Origin of the sequence: Myroides albus (assembly GCF_009711045.1) — a bacterium.
GTDB classification, from domain to species: domain Bacteria; phylum Bacteroidota; class Bacteroidia; order Flavobacteriales; family Flavobacteriaceae; genus Flavobacterium; species Flavobacterium album_A.
The window spans coordinates 1-21,227 of the sequence record NZ_WMJX01000016.1; the positions used below are offsets into that span (position 1 = coordinate 1).

Sequence of the window (21,227 nt, forward strand, 5' to 3'; positions counted from 1 at the left end):
AAAGTGCATAGTTTTAACTACAGTCTGCGACCAATAAATATCTCATAGATAAAAAAATTTAAATAGACTATGGGATAACTAAACCAATCTTATAGTATCTCTTTATAAGTGCAAAGACAAAGCTACAAAACAGAAAAACCCAACTTCTTGTGAGAAAGTTGGGTTAAGCTTTTTTTAAATATTTTAAGCACTAAAATCCGTTGTTTTTATCTTAGTGCAAAATACTCGGAGAATTAATATTTTAAATTAACACAACAAAGAATTTGAAACTAATAGAGAAGAAAATCAATTACCTTTTACCCTCTCTTTACACATTTACTTAAAACTGAACGAAATACCCGTTTTCTCAAGCTCCGTATAACTAAGGTGATTTGACATCTTAAAATAATAAGCATAGTAACGCATAATCTGATTCTCATCTTCTAATCCTTGTACAACTTGATACAAATCATCTACAATGTAATGAATCATATTATAACGATCAGGTATAACTACATTACTTGATAAATCCATTAGACCAAACTGTGAATCATACGCTCTGCGAAAGCGAACAAACTTAAGATCTTTTAAAACAGTCAAAGAGTGATACTCAGGCTGTATAATCCAACGTTTATTTAAAGCATCCCATAATCCGGTGCGCAATTCATCCTGCAACTGATAACTCACATAATAATAGGGTTCATTGATAAATCCAATGTTTCGAACTTTGTGAAATTGACTATCCACAGGAAAATCTTCTTTGGCAATAATCTCATACTTGTTTGGCCAGATCAAATCCTCATAGCTTGTCACACTGTAACTTAAAGGATCTGGAAGATAATCTTTCAATACTCCCGTTGTGGTTAAAATATAAAAGTCATTTGTTGTTCTAGTTTTATCACTTGGCAAAACCTCTATTAAAAAGAAATTATTCGAAACTACTGCATCAATATTGACAACATTTTGCCATATCTCTAAAAGAGGTCTATCTTGTTTTAAATCCAGACTTTTTAAATGTACAGGCAAAGGCATATCAAACTGCTCATTAACAAAATAACGCCCACTTGTCTTAGTATCTCTATAAATAGTTGGAGGATTTTTCCAATGACTCTCATTAATTTTAAAATACACCAAATGCTCCTTGCCTTTATAAGTTATCGGAAACACGCGACTTTGAATTAACTCATAAGATTTTATCTTCTTACCAAGAAGATTATAAGTCTTTACTTTATCTGCTCTTAATTGACGTACCAACTTGAGCTTGTGATCATAAGTGCCTTTAAAATTTGAAAGCAATTTGACAAAGCTATTGACTTTTGCTTTATACAAGTGATGTCCTATTTGAATGAACTTAGATGATAAAGCTTCTATTGGTATTTTTTGCAATCCCTGTGTTGATTTCAAACTTGAGCTAACCCTGGCTATAGTTTGATTGGTTTCTAAAACAAACACACTGTGTCTAGCTCTGTTTACATCTTTATCAAATAAAGGGCTAAAAGAAGAATTCCTACTAAGAATATTGAAGTTTGGCAAAAACTTCCACTCCCAAAAACGCGTTTTAACTGTATAGTATCGCAAAGCTGAAACTACCGTAAATTTCCTAACCACATACAACTCTATAGATCTAAAGCGAAACCCTACCACAACTTTATTCTTTGTATTAATCACACCTACCTTACCTTTGTTATCAGTGACAACTGCAAAACCAGTAGAGGTGAAAACTTTTGCAGATAAATATTGCGGAGCAATAACTACGTTCTTGGCCTGATCCCAATAGCCGTACAATTTATTCTTTGCCAAAAAAGGAACGAGTTTTTGACTTTTTAATCCATTTTTGTAGTTCATAGCAGTTGAGATTTTAAAGCTTTAAGAGATGGTAAAAGTTACTTATTTTTCTTTTAAATTACTACTCTACATTTTATAAAAAATAAGAAAGGGACAATAAAATAGACTTTAGAGCAACTCTGAGAAAAAAACACCTAAGAATTAACTACACTAGCCAATGTTAATGATAAAGAGAAAAAACTTAATAGTATCCCAAAGTACAAGCATCAGTTTATTGACCTATATCAAAAACAATCACTATTGTAGAACTTTAACACTAAATTATTTATACCAATTCTAAATAATTGTTATTTTTGTCTACAATCAATTTAAAAACTTATGCCTTATAATAATGAAATAGTAACCTATAGTCAAGGTCCAAATGCCGTTGGAGGTATATATGTAAAAGACCACAATTGTTTAGGCAAGAAGTCGCAAATGATAAATCACACCCATAGAGATGATTACTACGTAATTAGTATTGCGACAAATGGTGCTATGGTAATGGATTGCGAATTAAACAAATTCCAAGTAAAACGCAATAGCATTTTAATAGTAAAACCTTACCAAATACATAGCTTACGCGAGATTACCGAAGACTATAACGGATACTTTTTAGGTGTACAGGATTTTCGAATTCCAAATCACCTAAGTGATTTACTCTTTACTATTCCTGGCAATAAACAATTGATTAGCATTTCTGAGGAGGATCTAAGTCTACTGACTCAAACTTTTGATTTAATGCGTTGCTATATGAAAAAGGACAATACATATCAAACGCAGATTATCAATGGGTTGTTTTCCACTGCCCTACACAAAATATGTTCTTTGGTGGAATCTGAACATCCAATTACAGATTTAGCTTTGTTGAGTCAACCCGCTTTAATTACTTCTAAATTCAAGCGTTTAATTACCCATCAAACACACTTAAATTTGCCTTCTTTCTTTGCAAGCCAGCTCAATATAACTACAGCGCACTTAAACGATTGTGTCAAAAAAACAACAGGGCAAACTGCTAGCTATTGGTTAAAGAAATCCATTATTGACGAGGCCAAAAGATTACTGTATTATACAGATAAAACAGTCAAAGAGATTGCCTTTAATTTGGGCTTTGAAGATCATACCTATTTCTCGCGTATGTTTAAAAAAAACACCTACCAAACACCTTTAGAGTTTCGCATAGAGTATAGATAACCTCAATTATCTATATCCCTCTATGGTTGCTCTTTTGCCTTTCATTTTACTTTTACAAAATGATCTATAACTACCTCTTGTGTCCTCTACTGACCATTACACAGAGCAACACCTATAATTATGCGTTTTAAGATACTATTTAAATAATATTCTTTGATTTGTTATTCTATCAAAAGGTCTTTTCAACTTAATTTTACTAACATCATACAATTGATAATTAAAAAACACATTAGACAAGAGTAGTTACTATCTTATGGGGATGGTAAATAGAGTAGTTAATTTTAATAATAAATTGACTACTCTTTACTTGAAATGAATCATTTTTACTATCAACACGTTGATAGACATAAATACAAACAAGTTTAAAAGATTATACTTTATTACTTTTTTTTACACCTCACACCTGTCAAAATCGGTATGAGGTTTTTTTATAAATAAATTTCCAAATACCTTTTTTTGTCCAATGAACTCCTTTATACTCCCATTTATTTAGAATGACTTTTAATAGACCTTTGCTACAGTAAAATTAAAAGTCGAGAATTATGCCAAAAATACCAAAACTTATAGGAACATTAGTCAAGACTGCTTGGAGTAAAATGTTTATTGAAGTCACAGTTAGTGAAAAAGAGCAAATAAGCGACAACCTACTTAGAATAAGATTTAAAGCAGATATACAACAAGCTAAATACGAAATCGGACAAGCTATACTCATGCAGATTTCCGAGACAGAATACAGAAACTATACCCCAAGTGAATACAATCGCGAACAAGGTTATTTTGACGTTCTATTTCATCAACAAGCTGACGGGCCAGGCACTCGCTTTTTTAAAGATATCCAAGTAAATGACAAACTGACCTCAAGCATTCCAAGAGGGCAAAATGTCTATGATAAAAATATAGATTACCATTTTTTCTATGGAGATGAATCGTGTATTGGATTCTGTCTATACCTGCAACAACTCTTAAACAAAGATAACAAAACTCTAAAAGGCATACTGGAGGTTAACGATAAGAACAAAACATATATTGGAAGTGAACTCAGTCATATTGAATTTGTTGAAAAATCTTTAAGCAATAAAGCGCAAACGGCTATTGAATATATCGATTCACTCAACGAGTTTCAGTGGAATAGAATACAACATGGGCAGTTCTACATTATGGGAAATGCAAAGAGTATATCCAAATTCAAAAAAGCATTACGCGAGAGAGGTGTTTCAAATAACAATATTGTTACCCAACCTTTCTGGGTAGAGGGTAAAGTAGGACTATAACAATAGCTCCTTGCACAAAAAAAGCGGTTAATCCTTTACCCGGTAAAGCAGAGAAGATAAACTACAAGAATAATCGATTAATTGAAGATAAGTGGCGTTGCCCTAAAACTTTAAAACAAGCTATAAAACAACAACCTGCATAAAATTCAACCTTATAACAACCCAATACAAAAACGACAAGACAGAGTCTTACCATATAAAATCCAGATATGTGTTGTGTAAGTGGTACAGTGACTACCTTACTGTACCACTTTTTATTATTTTGTATCCCTATACTTTAACAAAGCCAGATAAGGGTCACCTGAAAGATTCAGCAATTTAGCAAAGGCAGGTTCTGTTTTCATCCCAGCTTTTTTTAGTGCAATTACTTTTTGCTTAAATAAAGCCCCTTTTTCAAGTAAAATTTTGTACTCAACTATCATATGCTGATAGCCATTTTGCTGCTCTACAGGCCTATTTTGAGCGAATAACTCAATGGGATATCCTTGGATTTGCAAATTAGCCACTACCGTTTCTACACCCCCTATTAAGCAGCTACAAGACTGGTAGAAATCATATTCTTTAAAGCGCTGATCTATATCATCCAAAAAGGCATCTAAATCTTTTGCTTGACAACAAATATCTAAATCACTGCCTTCTACAGCAATATCTATTGGAAAGGTACCTATTAACACAGGGTTATACCCCTGTAGTTTATCCATTATTCTATATTCTGTGAGTAATCGATAAATCTCTTGTTGTTGCACAGTACCACTTTTTAGATAGGCAAGGTTCTTAAAATTCATAGACGATGTTAATAACAATATGATGACGCAGCAAAGTAAACAATTTAAACCAAAATTAGCTAGCCTGTAAATGGTTATACTCCCTCTTAAGAGGATCTTTACCATGTAGTATGCTATACTTACGGTAATCAATGAGTACCCGATTTTGAAAACAAATTAATGATCACTACACCTAAAACAATGCACGAAATCCCCAAAATAGCAGCAGTGTCTAATTTTTGATTGTACAAAAACACACTCAATAGACTAACAAGTACAATACCAATACCAGACCATAAGGCATAAGCAATACCTATAGGGACGGTTTTTAAAGTAAGGCTTAAAAAGTAAAATGCTATAACATAACCTAGTAGAGTCAGCACACTTGGCCAAAACTTAGTAAACTCATGCGTCGCCTTTAAAGCGCTGGTTGCAATCACTTCAAAGACAATGGCAACAAACAAGAAAAGATAGTCTTTCATCTTATGGATATTATATCATTTAATTGGGCAAAAATACAAGTAGATTATCCGTTTTGTTTTTGACATAAATCAAAAAAGGTTATCTATGCACAGTGGCGTAGATAACCTTTTAACTATAGTAAAAGAGAATATTAAACTCTGCGAATACGGCTCAATGTCTCTTGTGAAATACCCAAATAGGAAGCTATATTACCCAAGGGAATACGGTGAAAGTCATCCCCTAATTCTTTAATTAAATTATAATAGCGTTCACTAGCACTCATGGTTTGTAAGCCAAAAGCCCTTTGTTCTAATTGCAAGCAATAATCCTCGGTTGATCTACGACTGATAAGATTTAATTCAGGATGTTCTCTATAAAGCCTTAGCAATACTTGATTGGAAATTGCGTGAACGATGCAGTCTTCCATACATTGTATGTACTCAAGTGATGCACGACTTTTGTACATTTGATAAGTAGATCCCATAATAGTATGCTCAAAGGCAAACCACACATCTATTTCTTTTTCTGAAACTAGATAATAACCACGTACAAATCCTTTTTCCAATACATATAGACTTCCTGAGAGTTGTCCTTTCTTTAAAAGTAACTCTCCTTTTTTCATATGAAATGTCTGTACATTCTTCTCCAAAGCATCTCGACACTGAGAAGATATATAGCCATATTGCTCGAAAAGTCTAATTAAAACATTCATAGTGGTTCAATCTTGTAACTATTTATTTATTCAGTCTAATATACCAAAAATGTGGCACATTCTCATACAAAAATGTATTTACTGCCTTAAACCCAGCCTTCTCCAAGACGTTCTTCGATCCTTTGTTCCCAACTTCTGAAATAGCGTGAATAGGTAATAGAGTTAAATACTTATCAGCGTAAATTAAACAAGCAAGAGCTGCCTCTGTAGCATAACCTTTACCCCAGGCATCATACACAAAGCGATATCCAAAATCAAGATATTCTTCAACGCCGTTAACACCATTGTTAATGTATTTAAACCCAGTCCATCCGATAAATGTATTAGTCTGTTTCTCAATTACTGCCCATCTACCTATACCAAAATCCTTATATTGTTTGGTAATAAAACTAATCATCTGTGCAGCTTGAGTTTTATTCTCTAATGGCTTTTTACCTAAAAATTCTTGAACGCGTATGTCGCTATCTAACTTATAAATACCCTCTAGGTCATTGTCCTGGATTGGACGAATCAGCAATCGCTGCGTTTCAATATTATGCTTCATTTTCCTTGTTTTTTAAAAAAGATACTATAAACTCTGTGCGTTGTTCGACTGAAGATTTAGGCACCTCTACCAAAGAATATCCATATCGCAGATAAGTTTGCCTGATCACCTCATAAGTTTTAATGGCCAATGACATATCTTGTTTGCGCTGTTTGTCTTGAGTGTAAATCTCTTGCCATGGCGGTAATATAAACACTGTTGGATTAAACGAAAGTTCCCTGGCAATTTGCCTTTGCAGTTCCGTCACTTGTAATTGTTCTAAAGTAGCATAGCCAATACTATCAATAATTCCCCTATCCCATAACACAAGCTCAGAAGAATCACAGTCTTGATAATCAGACACCGATCGACTCAACATGGCTTGATAAAAAAGCTGTTTGTCTTTCCATGGCAAAACTTCACTATTTGCCAATTGCTCCACTTGAATAATAGCCCTACCTACCTCAGGCATAATCTGGTATCCCTTTTTCTCTAATGCATTTAATAAAGTAGTCTTTCCACTACCTGGTCCACCAGTAAATATATAAAAGTTTGATTTGATCATTTCTTTATAGTTTAATTTGTTTTGCAAGGATCAGTGTATCCATAGCAAAAAACATTACAAAATAATTTATATACTCTAAATACTTGGGAAAAACGAGAAGTAGAAAAACTGTAGTAGAGCCTACATACTCCTCTAAAGCAAGTCGTCTAAATAAGAAATACCTCTTAGAATAAGGTGATTACAAAAGTACAAAAAAAGCATTGTAATTAAAAAACACTTTAAACAACTCAAACTTATCTAAGTTAAGCTCCCACTAAAAAAACTATCAAAAGTAGCTAAAGAATATTTTATTACAAGTGAGCTTCAATAGCATAAACCAAAGGTACTTTATCACCCAAAGGTTTAATCTGATATTTCCCAGGAGCTATCTCTATAATCTGATTAAAACATGGATATGGAGAATAGTTAAATTCTTGAAAAACACTAATTGTCAACCCATTCGATATTAATCCTTGCATTACATCAGATAAACTGTGATTCCAATTAACTGTTTTAAATGTCTTGTGAGCATCTTTATCGGCATAGGTTCCACTTTCTACTTCCACAATATCTTCAACGTTGAAATAAGAATACGCAATTTCACTAAAATTATAATCATACATCCATACAAAGGGATGAAACTCTACCAACACAAATTTGCCATCCACCTTTAGGTATCTTGATACCACTTTTGCCCACTGAAACATATCAGGTAACCAACCTAACACACCGTAACTTGTATATACTATATCAAACTGCTCACTCAACATTGTAGGTAATGCATAAATATCACTGCAAATAAAACGTGCATTTAAACCTAATTGTTGTGTAAGTGCGTTTGCTTTCTCTATTGCCACCTCAGATAGATCAACACCAGTAACCTCTGCTCCCATTCTAGCTAAAGACAGAGTATCTTGGCCAAAATGACACTGCAAGTGTAAAATCTTTTTACCTTTTACATCACCCAGCAAATCAAGTTCTATATCATTTAAAGAAGATTTACCTTTTAAAAAATCTTTCATGTTATAAAACTCAGATTCAATATGTAAATCAACTTTTTCATTCCAAGTCTTTTTATTTACTTGTATATAATCACCGTGTGTATTCATACTTATATCAAGTTTAAGATATCTACTTATTATTAATCTAATATAGAAATTGAGAATTTAAAACTAACGAAAAAAAAGACTTCTTCTCTCTTAAATCTCCCTTGTTTTTATAACCAAAAATACAACATACGCTTTAGTAGATTCCAAAGCATTTATTTGAACCTTAATTCACTGTTGTAAAGATCTATGCATAATTACTTTTTACCACTAACTTTTAGTTTAAAAAAAATTACTTCACAAAACCCCTGCAATCATAAGGTTTTGAACGATTATAAGTAAAAAGCTTAAAAAAATAAAAGATAAATATTTTTAAAATAAATAGTTTTTGGCACGAATATTGAAAATATGCAAAATACAAACCTGATAATAAGCAGAATAAAGGTTTTCAAGTATCAGTTGTAGAATAAACAAGTAAGTATTTTTTTTTCATAATTTTTTTTTATCTGCTAAATCTAGTAGTCAATAGTAAAATTGATTAATTAGTTCATAGTAAGTTAATTTTTTTATTTTTAAGGCCCCTTCATTTGCACTTGAAGGGGCTTTTTTATTTGATAATTTTAAAGTAACCTACTCAATAAAGGGATTTGTCAAAGCCTTTAGAGGCTAAAATCTTAAATTACATATACTTACTAAAGCATTAAAAACCTCATCAACCTAGTATTCTGACATTTATTATCTGTTTCGTTGCACTAATTAACTTACAATAAACTAATTCTAAATATTTGGTATAGTATATGCTATAAATACACATATAAAATGTGACAAAATAATAATAATTATAACAATGGAAAACCTACTAACTCAAAGCCTAGCAGGATACTTTATTATATACATAGCATTAATTATATTATACACTCTCTTTATTTTAAAGAGTAAACGCATTACAACTGATGATAAATACTTAGTTATACTATTCACAGTTGCATTATTGCCTGTAGGTTTAGTCTATGGACTATACTTAATTTACTCGAACTCTAAGAGTTCTCAAACAAATTAACACATATTTGGTTCTTTCTGGTTAACACTCAAAAGCAGTTAATACGCAAATTAACTGCTTTTGTTTTTATTGTGTTTCTTATTTATTTACTAGACAGATACCCTCTTTGTGCTGCCAAAGCGCATTAGTGCAAATGAACTAAAAGCCAACAAAATTCATGATTAAAAAAGATCACATTCTTATTCAATTTTTATACAATAAAAAAAGCCAACAGATACAAGACCTGTTGGCTTTCTACTTTAATAACTAATTGGGAAAATTAAATTTGATTAATAATGTTAGTGACAATACTAATAACTAACAGAACTTATTTCGTGTAAAGGTATCAAATTTCGCACTTTTTGTTTTCTACCAGATAAATACTCCTACGCTTAGGAATATATACCATTTAGTTTAAATCAATTCAGCCAAGCAAAAGATTTAATCCTCTAAAGAATATTCCTATCTACACACCCCACAACTATTGCCATTGACAGCACAATGTTTACAATACTTGCAATGTTTACAATACTTGCAATTTTTACACGCCTTACAACTTGATGAACCTGTACAAGTGGCAAATGTAGACTCGTAGTAATAGCCTGCAGCTGCGGCTAAAGTTGTTAGAAATACACTAAAGAGGATAATCTTTTTCACAACAATTTTTTTCTTTTATTTCTTGGTCAAATTTACCAAGTCTATAATCATTACACAATTAAATAAAATACCATAATATTCTAAAAAGCAAGTAATTACACACAAAATAATACGCTTAGATTATATTCTACCTCATGGCTGTACTCTTGAGCTTTTTCTGTAAAAAAATCGGCAACTGTTCTTTGTAGATTGAGTCCATAAAAAAAGGTTTCCACTATTAGTGAAAACCTTTTACATAAAAAGAATAATAAAAAATCAATTCATATTCACGTTCCTTACCTCGTTAATATGCCTTGTCAATATCTGTTACACGAATTAGTTTTTCATTTACAAACTCATGTATACCATATTTTGCTTGTTCACGTCCATAACCTGATTTCTTAGCACCTCCAAATGGCAATTCTGGAGCAATACCAGTAACGTGATTAATATAAACCATACCTGTTTCTATTTGACGAGCTACTTTAACTGCGCGCTCTTTGTTCTCACTAAACACACTACCACCTAACCCATAAGGTGTATCGTTGGCAAGTGCAATAGCTTCAGCCTCATCAGCTACCTCGTAGATCATAAATACCGGACCAAAGATCTCCTCTGAATAAGCATTCATTCCTTTTTTAATTCCAGTAAGTATAGTAGGTTCCATAAACCATCCATCACGATCTAATTTTTTACCACCACAAACAAGTTTTGCTCCTTGTTCTACTGCTTTAGCAACTTGTTTTAGTACATCTTCTCTCGCCTTTTCACTACTAAGTGGTGCTAATTGAGTAGCAGCATCCATCGGATCCCCTACTTTCACTTGTTTTACTTTCTCAATAACACCTTGGGTAAATTTGTCTGCTACTTGTTTTAAGACAATTAATCGTTTAGGAGACACGCACACCTGTCCTGCATTCCACAAACGCCCTTCTACTGCCCCTTTAATAGCTTTATCAATATCTGCATCATCTAATACCACAAAAGCATCACTACCTCCAAGCTCAAGAGTAGATTTCTTAATATTTTTACCTGCAATAGAGGCCACACTTGCACCAGCTGGCTCACTTCCTGTTAGTGCTACTCCCTTGATGCGATCATCCCCTACAATATTTGCCAATTCACTTCCTGGTACAAATAAGTTTGTGTAAACATCTTTTGGCAAACCACACGCTAAAAACAATTCTTCCATGAGCTTAGCACATTGAGGAACATTAGAGGCGTGTTTTAAAACCATAGTATTTCCAGCCATTAAGTTAGGTGCAGCTGAACGCACAATTTGGTAATAAGGAAAGTTCCAAGGTTGGATACTCAACAGCAATCCTATTGGCTCTTTACTAATGAATGCTTCACCAAATGGCGTATCCAATTTTTCGTCTTTCAATAACTCTGCGGCATTTGTTGCATAATAATCAAAGATTGCTGCAGAAAGCTCTACTTCAGCTTTACTCTCAGTAAATAGTTTACCCATTTCAACGGTAGCTAATCTGGCTAGTTCATCTTTGCGCTCACGCATAGTATCAGCTATTTTGTGTACAATTTTTGCACGATCAGCAATCGAGACATTCTTCCAACTTTTAAATGCTGTAGTTGCTTTGTCTAATATTGTATTTATTTGTTCTGAAGTCATTACTTCAAAAACTTTTTCTTCTTTTCCTGTTGTGGGATTGATGGTTTTAATTGAAGATTTTATTGTTGTAGCCATATTTTATTTTTTAAAAAATTAATACTTACTAATTTACCACTATTATTTTAAAAACAATCTTAAAGTATTCTAAACAAAACACTTATAAGTTACTTTTAAAACAAATCAATTAAAAAACACCATTATTTAAACAATCGAAAGTTTTTGAATGCAACAGCATTGCAATTGTTACTAAAACGGACTTTTAGCTAACTTTATTTGGGCTTTTTTCACTAAGTTTGTCTTATGAAAATGTTACAACAAATATTATCTATACTTTTAGTACTGGTTATTTTTACAACTAGTATGTATCCTTGTGCAGATAAATTTGTTGATAAAACAGAACAATTATCCTCTTTTGACAAGGTAGATTTACCTACCTATAATCAAGATAGGGATTATCATTCTTTAGACGCCTGTTCCCCTTTATGTGCTTGTAGTTGTTGTGCTAGCTCTATTACTCTTGCCTTGGCGCTAAACATTACACAAGTCAAAACAGTAATTCACAGCCCTCAACACTTTAACCACTATGACAATCTGTTTTCCAGATTGGATAGCAGCATTTGGCAACCCCCTAAAATAGCTTAGTTTTTATTCGAATTAATTACTCCTCCTAAGGTCAAAGACTTCTGGGAGCAGCATTTACATACATATATTAAACTATGCTACTATGTTAGATAAAATCATACATTTTAGTATCCGAAACAAATTCATTATAGGAATACTCACTTTAGGCCTCATCGTGATGGGAATCTATTCAGTGATGAATTTGCCTATGGATACACAACCTGATATTACCAATAATCAAGTTCAAATAATCACTACTTCTCCTACACTAGCTACCCAAGAAGTAGAACAGTTCATTACTTACCCTATTGAACAAGCCGTTAAGCCAATACCAAACATTACCGAATTACGCTCCATTAGCCGTTTTGGATTAAGTGTAGTTACTGTTGTTTTTACAGAGAAAACAGACATTTATTGGGCAAGAGCTCAAATCTCTGAAAAACTCAAAGCTGCAGAAGAAATAATTCCTAAAGGGGTAGGTGCACCCGAACTTGCTCCTGTTAGTACAGGACTAGGCGAAATCTATCAATATGTTGTATTTCCCAAAGAAGGATATGAAGACAAATACAATAGTATGGACCTTCGAACCATTCAAGATTGGATTATTAAACCTCAGTTAATTGGTGTAAAAGGCGTAGCTGAAGTCAATACACTTGGCGGTCATTTAAAGCAATATGAAATTGCTGTAAAGCCTGATAGACTAAGAAGTATGGATACTTCTATTATCGAAATATTCCAAGCCTTAGAGGCTAATAACGAAAATACAGGTGGAGCATACATTGACAAAAAACCTTATGCTTACTTTATTCGAAGTGTAGGAATGGTGAATAGCCTAGAGGATATCGAAAAAATTGTCGTCAAGAATATAAGCGGTACTCCCGTTTTAATTAGAGACGTTGCAGATGTGCGTATCGGCAGTAGCATTCGATATGGAGCAGTGACCAAAGATGGAAAAGGAGAAGATGTGAGCGGTATGGTCATGATGTTAAAAGATTCAAATACGCAAGAGGTTGTAAAACTTGTCAAAGAGCGCATGACGCAAATTGAAAAATCACTTCCAGAAGGTGTGGGAATTGAGCCTTTCTTGGATCGTACCAGATTAATCGAAAAAACAGTAAGCACCATTCAGACAAATTTAATTGAGGGTGCCCTAATCGTAATCTTTGTACTTGTCTTATTACTTGGAAATTGGAGAGCTGGTCTAATCGTAGCTTCAGTTATTCCCCTGGCTTTGCTATTTGCTATTTCCATGATGAAACTATTTGGCGTTAGCGGAAACTTAATGAGTTTAGGAGCAATTGACTTTGGTTTAATTGTCGACGGAGCAGTAATTATCGTCGAGGCCATTGTCCATAGATTACACGCAGGTAAAAACCGAAGGTTATCACAAGATCAAATGAATACCGAAGTGTATTCAGCTGCATCCAAAATTAGAACCAGTGCCTCTTTTGGAGAAATTATCATTTTAATAGTTTACTTGCCAATTTTAGCTCTAACTGGAATCGAAGGAAAGATGTTTGGCCCGATGGCAATGACTGTTTCATTTGCTATCCTTGGAGCCTTTATCCTTTCTCTTACTTATGTACCTATGATATCTTCCGTATTCTTATCTAAGCATGCAGGAAAAGAAAAACCTAACTTTAGCGATAAGTTAATAGATAAATTATACAGTTGGTACAAACCTGTACTGGAGAGTGCCTTTAAAGTAAAGCGCTTCGTTCTAATACTGGCATTTGGTCTGTTTGCCATTGCCTTATACTTTTTCACTCGTATGGGTGGAGAATTTATCCCAACCTTAGATGAAGGTGACTTAGCTACTCACGTGATTATATCATCAGGTAGTTCTCTATCTCAAGAAATTGAGACCACTACCAAAGCAGAAAAGATTTTATTAGATCGATTCCCTGAAGTAAAAATGGTTGTTTCAAAAATCGGTAGTGCTGAGATACCAACAGACCCTATGCCAATGGAAGCTGCCGATGTAATCATTATTCTAAAGGATAAGAAACAATGGACAAGCGCAAAAACCAAAGAAGAACTCATCGACTTAATGGAACAAGCTCTTGAGGAAATTCCTGGAGTAAGCACAGAGTTTTCACAACCCATACAAATGCGCTTCAATGAGCTGATGACCGGAGTAAGAAGTGATGTTGCCATTAAGGTGTTTGGAGAAGACTTAGACAGACTCTCAAGTATAGGAGATGAAATCAATACTTTAATTAACGATGTGCCCGGTGTAGCCAGTACAAAGTTAGAACGAGTAACAGGTCTACCTCAAATATCTATAAAATATGACAAGGACAAATTAGCTTTATATGGATTAAAAATCTCGGATATCAGTCAAATTGTTCGCTCTGGATTTGCCGGTGAGACTGCTGGAGTTGTTTATGAAGGAGAAAAGAGATTCGACCTTGTAGTACGCCTTGATCAAGACTATCGTTCAGATATAGAAAACTTGCGCAATATCTTTATTCCTCTTACTGATGGTCAACAAATTCCATTGGGCCAAATTGCCACAGTAGACTATGAAGATGGACCACAGCAAATCAGCCGAGAAGAAGGTAGAAGGAGAATTGTACTTGGATTCAATGTTCGCGAACGCGACGTAAAAAGCGTGGTTAGTGATATTCAAGTTATCCTTGATCAAAAATTAAAACTGCCTGAAGGCTATTATATTACTTATGGAGGGCAATTTGAAAACTTAGTTGAAGCTACCAATCGATTAATGATTGCAGTACCAATCGCATTAGCTTTAATCTTTATTTTATTGTACTTCACCTTTAAATCAGTAAAGCAATCCTTGATGATTTTCACTGCTATCCCCCTATCTGCAATTGGCGGAGTAGCTGCTTTATACCTAAGAGATATGCCTTTTAGTATTTCAGCTGGTGTAGGTTTCATTGCACTTTTTGGTGTAGCTGTGCTCAATGGTATTGTGTTAATTGGACAATTTAATCACTTAAAAGAAGATGGAATGGGATTATATGAAAGAATAATTGAAGGGACTAAACTGCGCCTTAGACCAGTACTGCTTACTGCTTTGGTGGCATCCTTAGGCTTTTTACCAATGGCACTAAGTACAAGTGCAGGTGCTGAAGTGCAAAAACCGTTAGCCACAGTGGTTATAGGAGGATTAATCACTGCTACAATACTTACTTTAGTTGTGCTACCTATCTTGTACTATTACGAAGAAAAAGGATTCAAGTTCTCCAGAAAAAAAACAATTGCTACTGTCATTCTATTTTTAATTGGAACGACAATACAAGCTCAACCAATTCAAAAACTGACTTTGGAACAAGCCCTTGCATTGAGCATTGAAAACAACAAGTCTATTTTAGCTGCTGAGCTAAATACAAAAGCTCAAAAACAAATGACTCGTACCAGCTTTGACTTGGAAAAAACATCCATTGAAACAGGCTTTGGCTATTTAGATACAAAAGAAAAAAAAGATATCACTTTGTCTATTTCTCAATCTTTTTCTCCTTTTAGCTATGGCAAAAAGAAGAAAGTCTTAAACAAAGCCTACGAAACAGCTGTTCTCGAACAACAAGGTACTGTGATTACAACACAATATGCCGTCAAACAAGCTTGGGAGAACTTGCTCTACGCCATGACAAAGAACAAACTCCTACAAGAGCAAAGTGAACTGCTAAAAGATTTTTCTAAATCAGCAAAGCTTCGATATCAAACTGGAGAGACAACACTTATGGAAAGCAATGTTGCTATTGCTAAAGAACAAGAATTAAACGTTGTAATCTCACAAAATAAAACAGTGATTGACAATCAAATCTCGAAACTAAAAGCGCTATTGCAACTAGATGAAGACTTTGTCCCTGCCGAATCTACTCTATTGTACGACAAACACAATCCAGACGATTCTTTTGACTTAAGTCAGAACAATACTTTGCTTTTAGCCCAGAAAGAGATTGAAAGTATTGAAGCTAATAGAAAATTAGAGAAATCGACATTACTTCCAGATATTACGCTGGGATACAATATAAAATCCGACTCTGGTACTATCACAAACAGCGCAGGAGAATTAGTCACTTATGGAAAAGAACTACGCGTGCCAAGTTATAGTGTAGGTGTATCTATTCCACTGTTCTTTGGCAGTCAAAAATCGAAAATCAAAGCGATGAAATACCAAGTAGAAATGGCTACAATGCAAAAAGATTATATTCACAAACAACTACTCGAAACAGTACAGCAACAGTTAGATATAATCTTAGCACAGGAAAACGTGATTGATTACTACCAAGAAAACGCTTTAAAGAATGCTTTGATTATCAAAGATCACGCAAAGAAATCTTATAATAATGGAGATATCTCTTATGTTGAATACATACAATCTGTGGAAACAGCACTAACGATTCAAATGAATTACTTAGATGCTTTACTCCAGTACAACCTAAGCCACAATACCCTGCATTATTTAATCAATCAATAATCAACAACGAATCGATATGAACAAATCAATTATATATTTAGTTTTTGCCTTGTCTTTTACACTTTGGAACTGCAAGGGAAATACTCAGGATGACCACACAGACCACGAGAGCAATCAAGAATCAACCTCTGCAAAGAAAGAAGAATCCCAAAATAAAGAGGTAGAACTAAACCAGATACAATTTAAAGCAGCTAATATAAAATTGGGAGCACTGCAAAAGAAAAACCTCAGTGATATTATCCGCGTGAATGGGCAAACAGAACTACCTGCACAAAGTCAAGCTGAAGTGTCTTCTTTTTTAAGTGGTACAGTTACTCAAATTATGGTAAACCTGGGAGATAAAGTAAAAAAAGGTCAAGTCATTGCCTTAATTGATAGCCCTGAATTTATACAGCTACAAGAGGAATATCAAATCTCTAAAAATACTTTAGAGTACTTAGAACTCGAATATAAACGTCAACAGACACTCAGAGCAGAAAACGTGAACTCTGAAAAGGTATATCAAAAAACAAAATCAGATTTGAATATCGAACGTGCTAAGTTCCAATCTTTGAGCAATAGACTAAAGCTGGTAAACCTTCAACCTGGAGCCTCAGCTACTTCACTGCGTATCTTAGCGCCTATTTCAGGAAATATCGCTACTATACCTGTTAAGATTGGAAGCAATATCTCCCAAGGGCAATCCCTATTTACACTTGTGGATAACTCCCAGATTCACTTAGATCTTATGGTTTATGAAAAGGATTTACCTAATATTCAAGTAGGCCAAAAAGTATCATTTAATCTTACTAACATTAACAAGAGTGAGATTACAGCTACAATTTTCAGCATAGGAAAGTCTTTTGAAGCTGGTACAAAAACTGTTATTGTACACGCAAACATCAATGAGATTAACGAAAATCTAATCCCAGGATTATATGTCAATGCACTTATTCACATCGGAGAAAGCACGGTTGATGCTTTACCGAATGATGCTATTGTAAAAGCGGATGGTAGAGAATTTGTCTTTGTCCTTGAACAAGAAGAAGCTGGACTTAAGGCGGATCACTTCCACTTTCAGCGTATAGAAGTCAAAACAGGAGTTTCTGAATTGGGATATACCCAAGTAACATTAATGGAAAAATTGCCAGGTGACGCGCAAATAGCTATCCAAGGTGCTTACTATATCCAAAGCCACTTGATTAAAAACGAAGGTGGCGGAGGTCATGCTCACTAATTAAAAACAACTATAAAAATAAAGGTCGGAATTATCCGACCTTTATTTTTATCTATTTATAGTACTGCTTAATATGCGCAATTATAATCTTTAAATCTTCAACAGGTACCTTAACAGCACTTCCAAATAATTTAGTGCCAGACTGCATCAGCAAAACCCCCTTGTGATCATCGGAACTTCCAATTGAACGGATCTCGAAGGAAATAGCCTTATCAGTTAAATTATAGCGTTTTCTCTTGTCTTTAAACCAACCGTAATTCGCTTGATAGTATACGTGATCGTCTGCAAAATAGAATTCTTCTTCCCCTTTTGTATTCCAAATCGCCAATCTAAAAATAAACAAACTGATAAACAATAAAGCAGTCATGACAATAATATTGACTATGGACATTGTTGTTGTAGGTAGCAATATAGCACTTACCGTCGCGATTATTGGCAATAGTATTCCTGCTATAGCAATGACATAAAGGATAATTCGTATTGCTAAAGGTGCTTTTTTAACTCTCAGCAATAACTGTCTTTCGTTTATTTGATACTGTGTACTCATAGTTTATTGGTTTAACAAAGTAAAGGTAGATATATTTATGTACAAGTCAATATACACAACAAATAACGCTATACTTTTTTCTTCGCTTTTGACTCTCTTGTTAACTTATCAGATGTATTTCTACTACTATTAACAAAAAATACTAATACTTCACTGCTTTAATCATGCGGTCATTACCAACCATATCCTTTCGAAGCTCAATTTGCTCAAACTGCAAACTGTTAAATAGGTCTACTGTTTCTGGTCCTAAGTATTGGTTTATCTCATAAAATAACATACCTGATTTAACCAAATTATCATTGGCTAACTGAGCGATTTTACGGTAAAAAATCAAAGGATCTTCATCTTTAACAAAAAGCGCTAAGTGAGGTTCATAGTCGAGTACATTCTTGCGTATTTCAACTTTTTCAAGGTTTCGAACATAAGGAGGATTTGATACAATAATATCATACTGACCTTCAAGTCTATCTAGTGCCAAGACATCTTGCAAAATGGTTTGCACACTAACGCCATTTCTAATTGCGTTTGCTTTAGCGGTATCTAAAGCCTGCTTTGACACATCCATCAAAGTAACCTTAGCCTTTGGCAATTCACTTGCTAATGTAATGCCAATACAACCACTTCCCGTTCCTATATCTAATATACTGACTTGCCTATCCTGTGCTACACTATTGATAATCCACTCTACCAACTCCTCAGTTTCACTTCGCGGAATCAAGGTATACTGATTCACTTCAAAGGTCATTCCGTAAAAATACGCCCTTGAAAAGATATATTGAATGGGTTTTTCCTGTATTAAATCTCGTAAGACACTTTGCCAACGCTCCTGTTGCTGAGTTTGTAACTCGGGATTCATAATCAAATCTATTCTCGATTTTCCCTCTATCTCATCTAAGGCAATGAAGAACATCTGCTCTGCCTCACTTAAATCATACAAAGTAGAGAGAGATTCTATAAACTGCTGTTTAAATAACTTAATCTGCATAGTAAAAGGCTAAAAACAAATATGTTTTAGCTAAAAAGTTTAAATTTGCTCAAAGATACAGTTTTATCAATTTTGGAGAAACACGAATTATATATTTATAGATGTATTCAACTTGCCAAGCAAGGAACCTATGCGGCAATGCCTAATCCGAGTGTCGGAGCAGTTATTGTCCACAATGACAAGATTATAGGCGAAGGGTTTACATCTTTGTACGGAGGACCACACGCAGAACCCAATGCAATTGCTTCGGTTAAAAACCAACAGCTACTTAAAGAAAGTACGCTCTATGTTAGTCTTGAACCTTGCAGTCACTTTGGAAAAACCCCTCCATGTTGCGATTTAATTATCGAAAAACAAATACCCAGAGTAGTCATTGGCACAGTAGACCCGTTTGCTAAAGTCTGTGGAAAGGGTATTGCAAAAATGAAAGAGGCAGGAGTTGAAGTCACTGTAGGTGTATTAGAAGATTCTTGTCAAAAAAGCAATAAACGCTTTTTTACATTTCATCAAAACAAACGCCCTTATATTATTCTAAAATGGGCCCAAACAAGTGATGGGTATATTGCACCTTTATACAAAGAGAAACAACGTCCTTTTTGGATTTCAAACACTTATTCTAAACAATTAGTGCACAAGTGGAGAAGCGAAGAAATGGCTTTCCTTGTTGGAACTAATACTGTTTTAACAGACAATACCGAGCTAACAACAAGGCACTGGTATGGGCAAAACCCCATTCGCGTATACATCGACAAAGCCGCAAAAATAGACCAGCAGTTTGCCATTAGAAATAATCAAGTAAAGACAATTTGCATAACTGCAAATAAAGAAATGATCTCTCAAGGGAACACAATATTTGAATATGCAAACTTTCAGGAGAATCTCCCTGAGCAAATTTGCCATATTTTGTACAAACACCATATACTCTCAGTAGTAATAGAGGGAGGAAGACAAACCCTACAATCTTTTATAGACAGTGATTTGTGGGATGAAGCTCGTATATTTGTAGGACAAGCTACTTTAAAACAAGGGATAAAAGCACCTGTGCTCAACACCTTTAAAACATTAAACCAACATCACATACTAAGTGATACACTAAAGATCGTTACCCGATAAAATGAGTGAAACAATTGATTCATATAAAACAATAAGTCAACCGACACAAGAAGTATTATACAAGGAAAAAAACAGTAAGTTCTTTGGGTATGCCTTCCCTATTCAAAATGAAGAGCAGGTAAAGGAAATTCTCGAGCGCATAAAAAAAGAGCACTACAATGCACGACATTGGTGTTATGCCTTTCAATTAGGTGCAGAACAAGTTTACTATCGCGCCAACGATGACGGAGAACCCAGCAATACAGCAGGAGCACCTATACATGGACAAATACAATCCTTTGAGGTAACGGATATCCTTATTGTGGTTGTGCGCTACTTTGGAGGAGTCAAGCTCGGAGTTGGTGGACTAATTACTGCCTATAGAGCTACGGCGCAAATGGCTATGGAAGTAGCAGATATTATCGAAAAGACAATTGATAAAAACTTCAAGGTTAGATTCCAATACAAGGACATGAATAATGTAATGCGCGTTATCAAAGAAAAAAACCTTACTATTATCGCTCAAAACATGCAGATGAGTTGCGAAATTGAGCTATCGATACGAAAGAGTGAATACCAACAAGCCTTAGAAGCTTTCGTTCCATTTTACGAAGTAAAGGTTATAGAACCAGAAGATGAGGATTACTAATGCAAAACAAAAAGCAGAACTAACTACCTGAGTTAATTCTGCTTTT

The 21,227-nt window shown here is 34.3% G+C and carries 17 protein-coding genes; 7 read left to right on the forward strand and 10 right to left on the reverse strand.

Translation table 11 applies throughout. The features are described 5' to 3' along the window. Nucleotides 1-315: 315 nt before the first annotated feature. Nucleotides 316-1,824 (reverse strand): WG repeat-containing protein, encoded by a 1,509-nt coding sequence (locus tag GJV76_RS08835; protein ID WP_155092262.1) that lies wholly within the window; start codon nucleotides 1,822-1,824, stop codon nucleotides 316-318. 318 nt (nucleotides 1,825-2,142) lie between these two features. On the opposite strand from GJV76_RS08835, the gene GJV76_RS08840 reads away from it, so the two are divergent. Together GJV76_RS08840 and GJV76_RS08845 are read left to right on the forward strand one after the other, a co-directional pair. Beyond that, nucleotides 2,143-2,997, forward strand: a complete 855-nt coding sequence (locus GJV76_RS08840; protein WP_155092263.1) for a helix-turn-helix domain-containing protein — start codon at nucleotides 2,143-2,145, stop codon at nucleotides 2,995-2,997. A gap of 542 nt (nucleotides 2,998-3,539) precedes the next feature. Further along, nucleotides 3,540-4,268, forward strand: coding sequence for an FAD-binding oxidoreductase (locus GJV76_RS08845; RefSeq protein WP_155092264.1), 729 nt, complete (start codon nucleotides 3,540-3,542; stop codon nucleotides 4,266-4,268). Nucleotides 4,269-4,525: 257 nt separating this feature from the next. Here the strand turns inward: GJV76_RS08845 and GJV76_RS08850 are convergent, their stop codons facing one another. The 7 genes from GJV76_RS08850 to GJV76_RS08880 all read right to left on the reverse strand — a co-directional run bounded on the left by GJV76_RS08850 (nucleotide 4,526) and on the right by GJV76_RS08880 (nucleotide 11,699). Next, nucleotides 4,526-5,053, reverse strand: a complete 528-nt coding sequence (locus tag GJV76_RS08850) for a DUF4269 domain-containing protein (protein ID WP_155092265.1) — start codon at nucleotides 5,051-5,053, stop codon at nucleotides 4,526-4,528. A 128-nt stretch (nucleotides 5,054-5,181) separates the two neighbouring features. Then, entirely contained in the window at nucleotides 5,182-5,514 is a 333-nt protein-coding gene (locus GJV76_RS08855) for a DMT family transporter (protein WP_155092266.1), read from the reverse strand. 131 nt (nucleotides 5,515-5,645) lie between these two features. Beyond that, nucleotides 5,646-6,206, reverse strand: coding sequence for a Crp/Fnr family transcriptional regulator (locus tag GJV76_RS08860; protein WP_155092267.1), 561 nt, complete (start codon nucleotides 6,204-6,206; stop codon nucleotides 5,646-5,648). Between the two features lie 22 nt (nucleotides 6,207-6,228). After that, nucleotides 6,229-6,750 (reverse strand): GNAT family N-acetyltransferase, encoded by a 522-nt coding sequence (locus tag GJV76_RS08865; RefSeq protein ID WP_155092268.1) that lies wholly within the window; start codon nucleotides 6,748-6,750, stop codon nucleotides 6,229-6,231. Beyond that, nucleotides 6,740-7,294 carry an AAA family ATPase gene (locus GJV76_RS08870; RefSeq protein WP_155092269.1) on the reverse strand — a complete coding sequence of 185 codons (555 nt, stop codon included), beginning with the start codon at nucleotides 7,292-7,294 and terminating at the stop codon, nucleotides 6,740-6,742. Before GJV76_RS08870 ends, GJV76_RS08865 begins: the two co-directional genes overlap by 11 nt. Nucleotides 7,295-7,584: 290 nt before the next feature. Continuing rightward, the gene (locus GJV76_RS08875) at nucleotides 7,585-8,382 is read right to left on the reverse strand and encodes a class I SAM-dependent methyltransferase (protein ID WP_155092270.1); all 798 of its coding nucleotides are present in this window, start codon (nucleotides 8,380-8,382) and stop codon (nucleotides 7,585-7,587) included. A 1,916-nt stretch (nucleotides 8,383-10,298) separates the two neighbouring features. Next, nucleotides 10,299-11,699, reverse strand: coding sequence for an NAD-dependent succinate-semialdehyde dehydrogenase (locus GJV76_RS08880; protein ID WP_155092271.1), 1,401 nt, complete (start codon nucleotides 11,697-11,699; stop codon nucleotides 10,299-10,301). Nucleotides 11,700-11,924: 225 nt separating this feature from the next. Here GJV76_RS08880 and GJV76_RS08885 point away from each other — a divergent pair, with 225 nt between their 5' ends. The 3 genes from GJV76_RS08885 to GJV76_RS08895 all read left to right on the forward strand — a co-directional run bounded on the left by GJV76_RS08885 (nucleotide 11,925) and on the right by GJV76_RS08895 (nucleotide 17,908). Then, nucleotides 11,925-12,266 carry a DUF6660 family protein gene (locus GJV76_RS08885; RefSeq protein WP_155092272.1) on the forward strand — a complete coding sequence of 114 codons (342 nt, stop codon included), beginning with the start codon at nucleotides 11,925-11,927 and terminating at the stop codon, nucleotides 12,264-12,266. Between the two features lie 82 nt (nucleotides 12,267-12,348). After that, a complete protein-coding gene (locus GJV76_RS08890) occupies nucleotides 12,349-16,692 on the forward strand; it encodes a CusA/CzcA family heavy metal efflux RND transporter (RefSeq protein WP_155092273.1) in 4,344 nt (1,447 codons plus the stop codon). A gap of 16 nt (nucleotides 16,693-16,708) precedes the next feature. Continuing rightward, nucleotides 16,709-17,908 (forward strand): efflux RND transporter periplasmic adaptor subunit, encoded by a 1,200-nt coding sequence (locus tag GJV76_RS08895; protein ID WP_155092274.1) that lies wholly within the window; start codon nucleotides 16,709-16,711, stop codon nucleotides 17,906-17,908. Nucleotides 17,909-17,960: 52 nt separating this feature from the next. On the opposite strand, the gene GJV76_RS08900 is transcribed toward GJV76_RS08895, so the two are convergent. Continuing rightward, nucleotides 17,961-18,455 (reverse strand): hypothetical protein, encoded by a 495-nt coding sequence (locus GJV76_RS08900; protein ID WP_155092275.1) that lies wholly within the window; start codon nucleotides 18,453-18,455, stop codon nucleotides 17,961-17,963. Nucleotides 18,456-18,597: 142 nt separating this feature from the next. Further along, nucleotides 18,598-19,440 (reverse strand): peptide chain release factor N(5)-glutamine methyltransferase, encoded by an 843-nt coding sequence (gene prmC, locus GJV76_RS08905; RefSeq protein ID WP_155092276.1) that lies wholly within the window; start codon nucleotides 19,438-19,440, stop codon nucleotides 18,598-18,600. A 45-nt stretch (nucleotides 19,441-19,485) separates the two neighbouring features. Here prmC and ribD point away from each other — a divergent pair, with 45 nt between their 5' ends. Both ribD and GJV76_RS08915 read left to right on the forward strand, forming a co-directional pair. Continuing rightward, nucleotides 19,486-20,553 (forward strand): bifunctional diaminohydroxyphosphoribosylaminopyrimidine deaminase/5-amino-6-(5-phosphoribosylamino)uracil reductase RibD, encoded by a 1,068-nt coding sequence (ribD, locus tag GJV76_RS08910; RefSeq protein ID WP_155092277.1) that lies wholly within the window; start codon nucleotides 19,486-19,488, stop codon nucleotides 20,551-20,553. A gap of 1 nt (nucleotide 20,554) precedes the next feature. Beyond that, on the forward strand, nucleotides 20,555-21,181 hold the full coding sequence (locus GJV76_RS08915) for an IMPACT family protein (RefSeq protein WP_155092278.1): 627 nt from the start codon (nucleotides 20,555-20,557) through the stop codon (nucleotides 21,179-21,181). Nucleotides 21,182-21,227 lie beyond the last annotated feature (46 nt).

What these genes read in the sequence shown, in the direction of transcription:
- GJV76_RS08835 (WP_155092262.1), bottom strand. Translation starts at nt 1,824, where the DNA reads ATGAACTACAAAAATGGATTAAAAAGTCAAAAACTCGTTCCTTTTTTG.
- GJV76_RS08840 (WP_155092263.1), top strand. Translation starts at nt 2,143, where the DNA reads ATGCCTTATAATAATGAAATAGTAACCTATAGTCAAGGTCCAAATGCC.
- GJV76_RS08845 (WP_155092264.1), top strand. Translation starts at nt 3,540, where the DNA reads ATGCCAAAAATACCAAAACTTATAGGAACATTAGTCAAGACTGCTTGG.
- GJV76_RS08850 (WP_155092265.1), bottom strand. Translation starts at nt 5,053, where the DNA reads ATGAATTTTAAGAACCTTGCCTATCTAAAAAGTGGTACTGTGCAACAA.
- GJV76_RS08855 (WP_155092266.1), bottom strand. Translation starts at nt 5,514, where the DNA reads ATGAAAGACTATCTTTTCTTGTTTGTTGCCATTGTCTTTGAAGTGATT.
- GJV76_RS08860 (WP_155092267.1), bottom strand. Translation starts at nt 6,206, where the DNA reads ATGAATGTTTTAATTAGACTTTTCGAGCAATATGGCTATATATCTTCT.
- GJV76_RS08865 (WP_155092268.1), bottom strand. Translation starts at nt 6,750, where the DNA reads ATGAAGCATAATATTGAAACGCAGCGATTGCTGATTCGTCCAATCCAG.
- GJV76_RS08870 (WP_155092269.1), bottom strand. Translation starts at nt 7,294, where the DNA reads ATGATCAAATCAAACTTTTATATATTTACTGGTGGACCAGGTAGTGGA.
- GJV76_RS08875 (WP_155092270.1), bottom strand. Translation starts at nt 8,382, where the DNA reads ATGAATACACACGGTGATTATATACAAGTAAATAAAAAGACTTGGAAT.
- GJV76_RS08880 (WP_155092271.1), bottom strand. Translation starts at nt 11,699, where the DNA reads ATGGCTACAACAATAAAATCTTCAATTAAAACCATCAATCCCACAACA.
- GJV76_RS08885 (WP_155092272.1), top strand. Translation starts at nt 11,925, where the DNA reads ATGAAAATGTTACAACAAATATTATCTATACTTTTAGTACTGGTTATT.
- GJV76_RS08890 (WP_155092273.1), top strand. Translation starts at nt 12,349, where the DNA reads ATGTTAGATAAAATCATACATTTTAGTATCCGAAACAAATTCATTATA.
- GJV76_RS08895 (WP_155092274.1), top strand. Translation starts at nt 16,709, where the DNA reads ATGAACAAATCAATTATATATTTAGTTTTTGCCTTGTCTTTTACACTT.
- GJV76_RS08900 (WP_155092275.1), bottom strand. Translation starts at nt 18,455, where the DNA reads ATGAGTACACAGTATCAAATAAACGAAAGACAGTTATTGCTGAGAGTT.
- prmC (WP_155092276.1), bottom strand. Translation starts at nt 19,440, where the DNA reads ATGCAGATTAAGTTATTTAAACAGCAGTTTATAGAATCTCTCTCTACT.
- GJV76_RS08915 (WP_155092278.1), top strand. Translation starts at nt 20,555, where the DNA reads ATGAGTGAAACAATTGATTCATATAAAACAATAAGTCAACCGACACAA.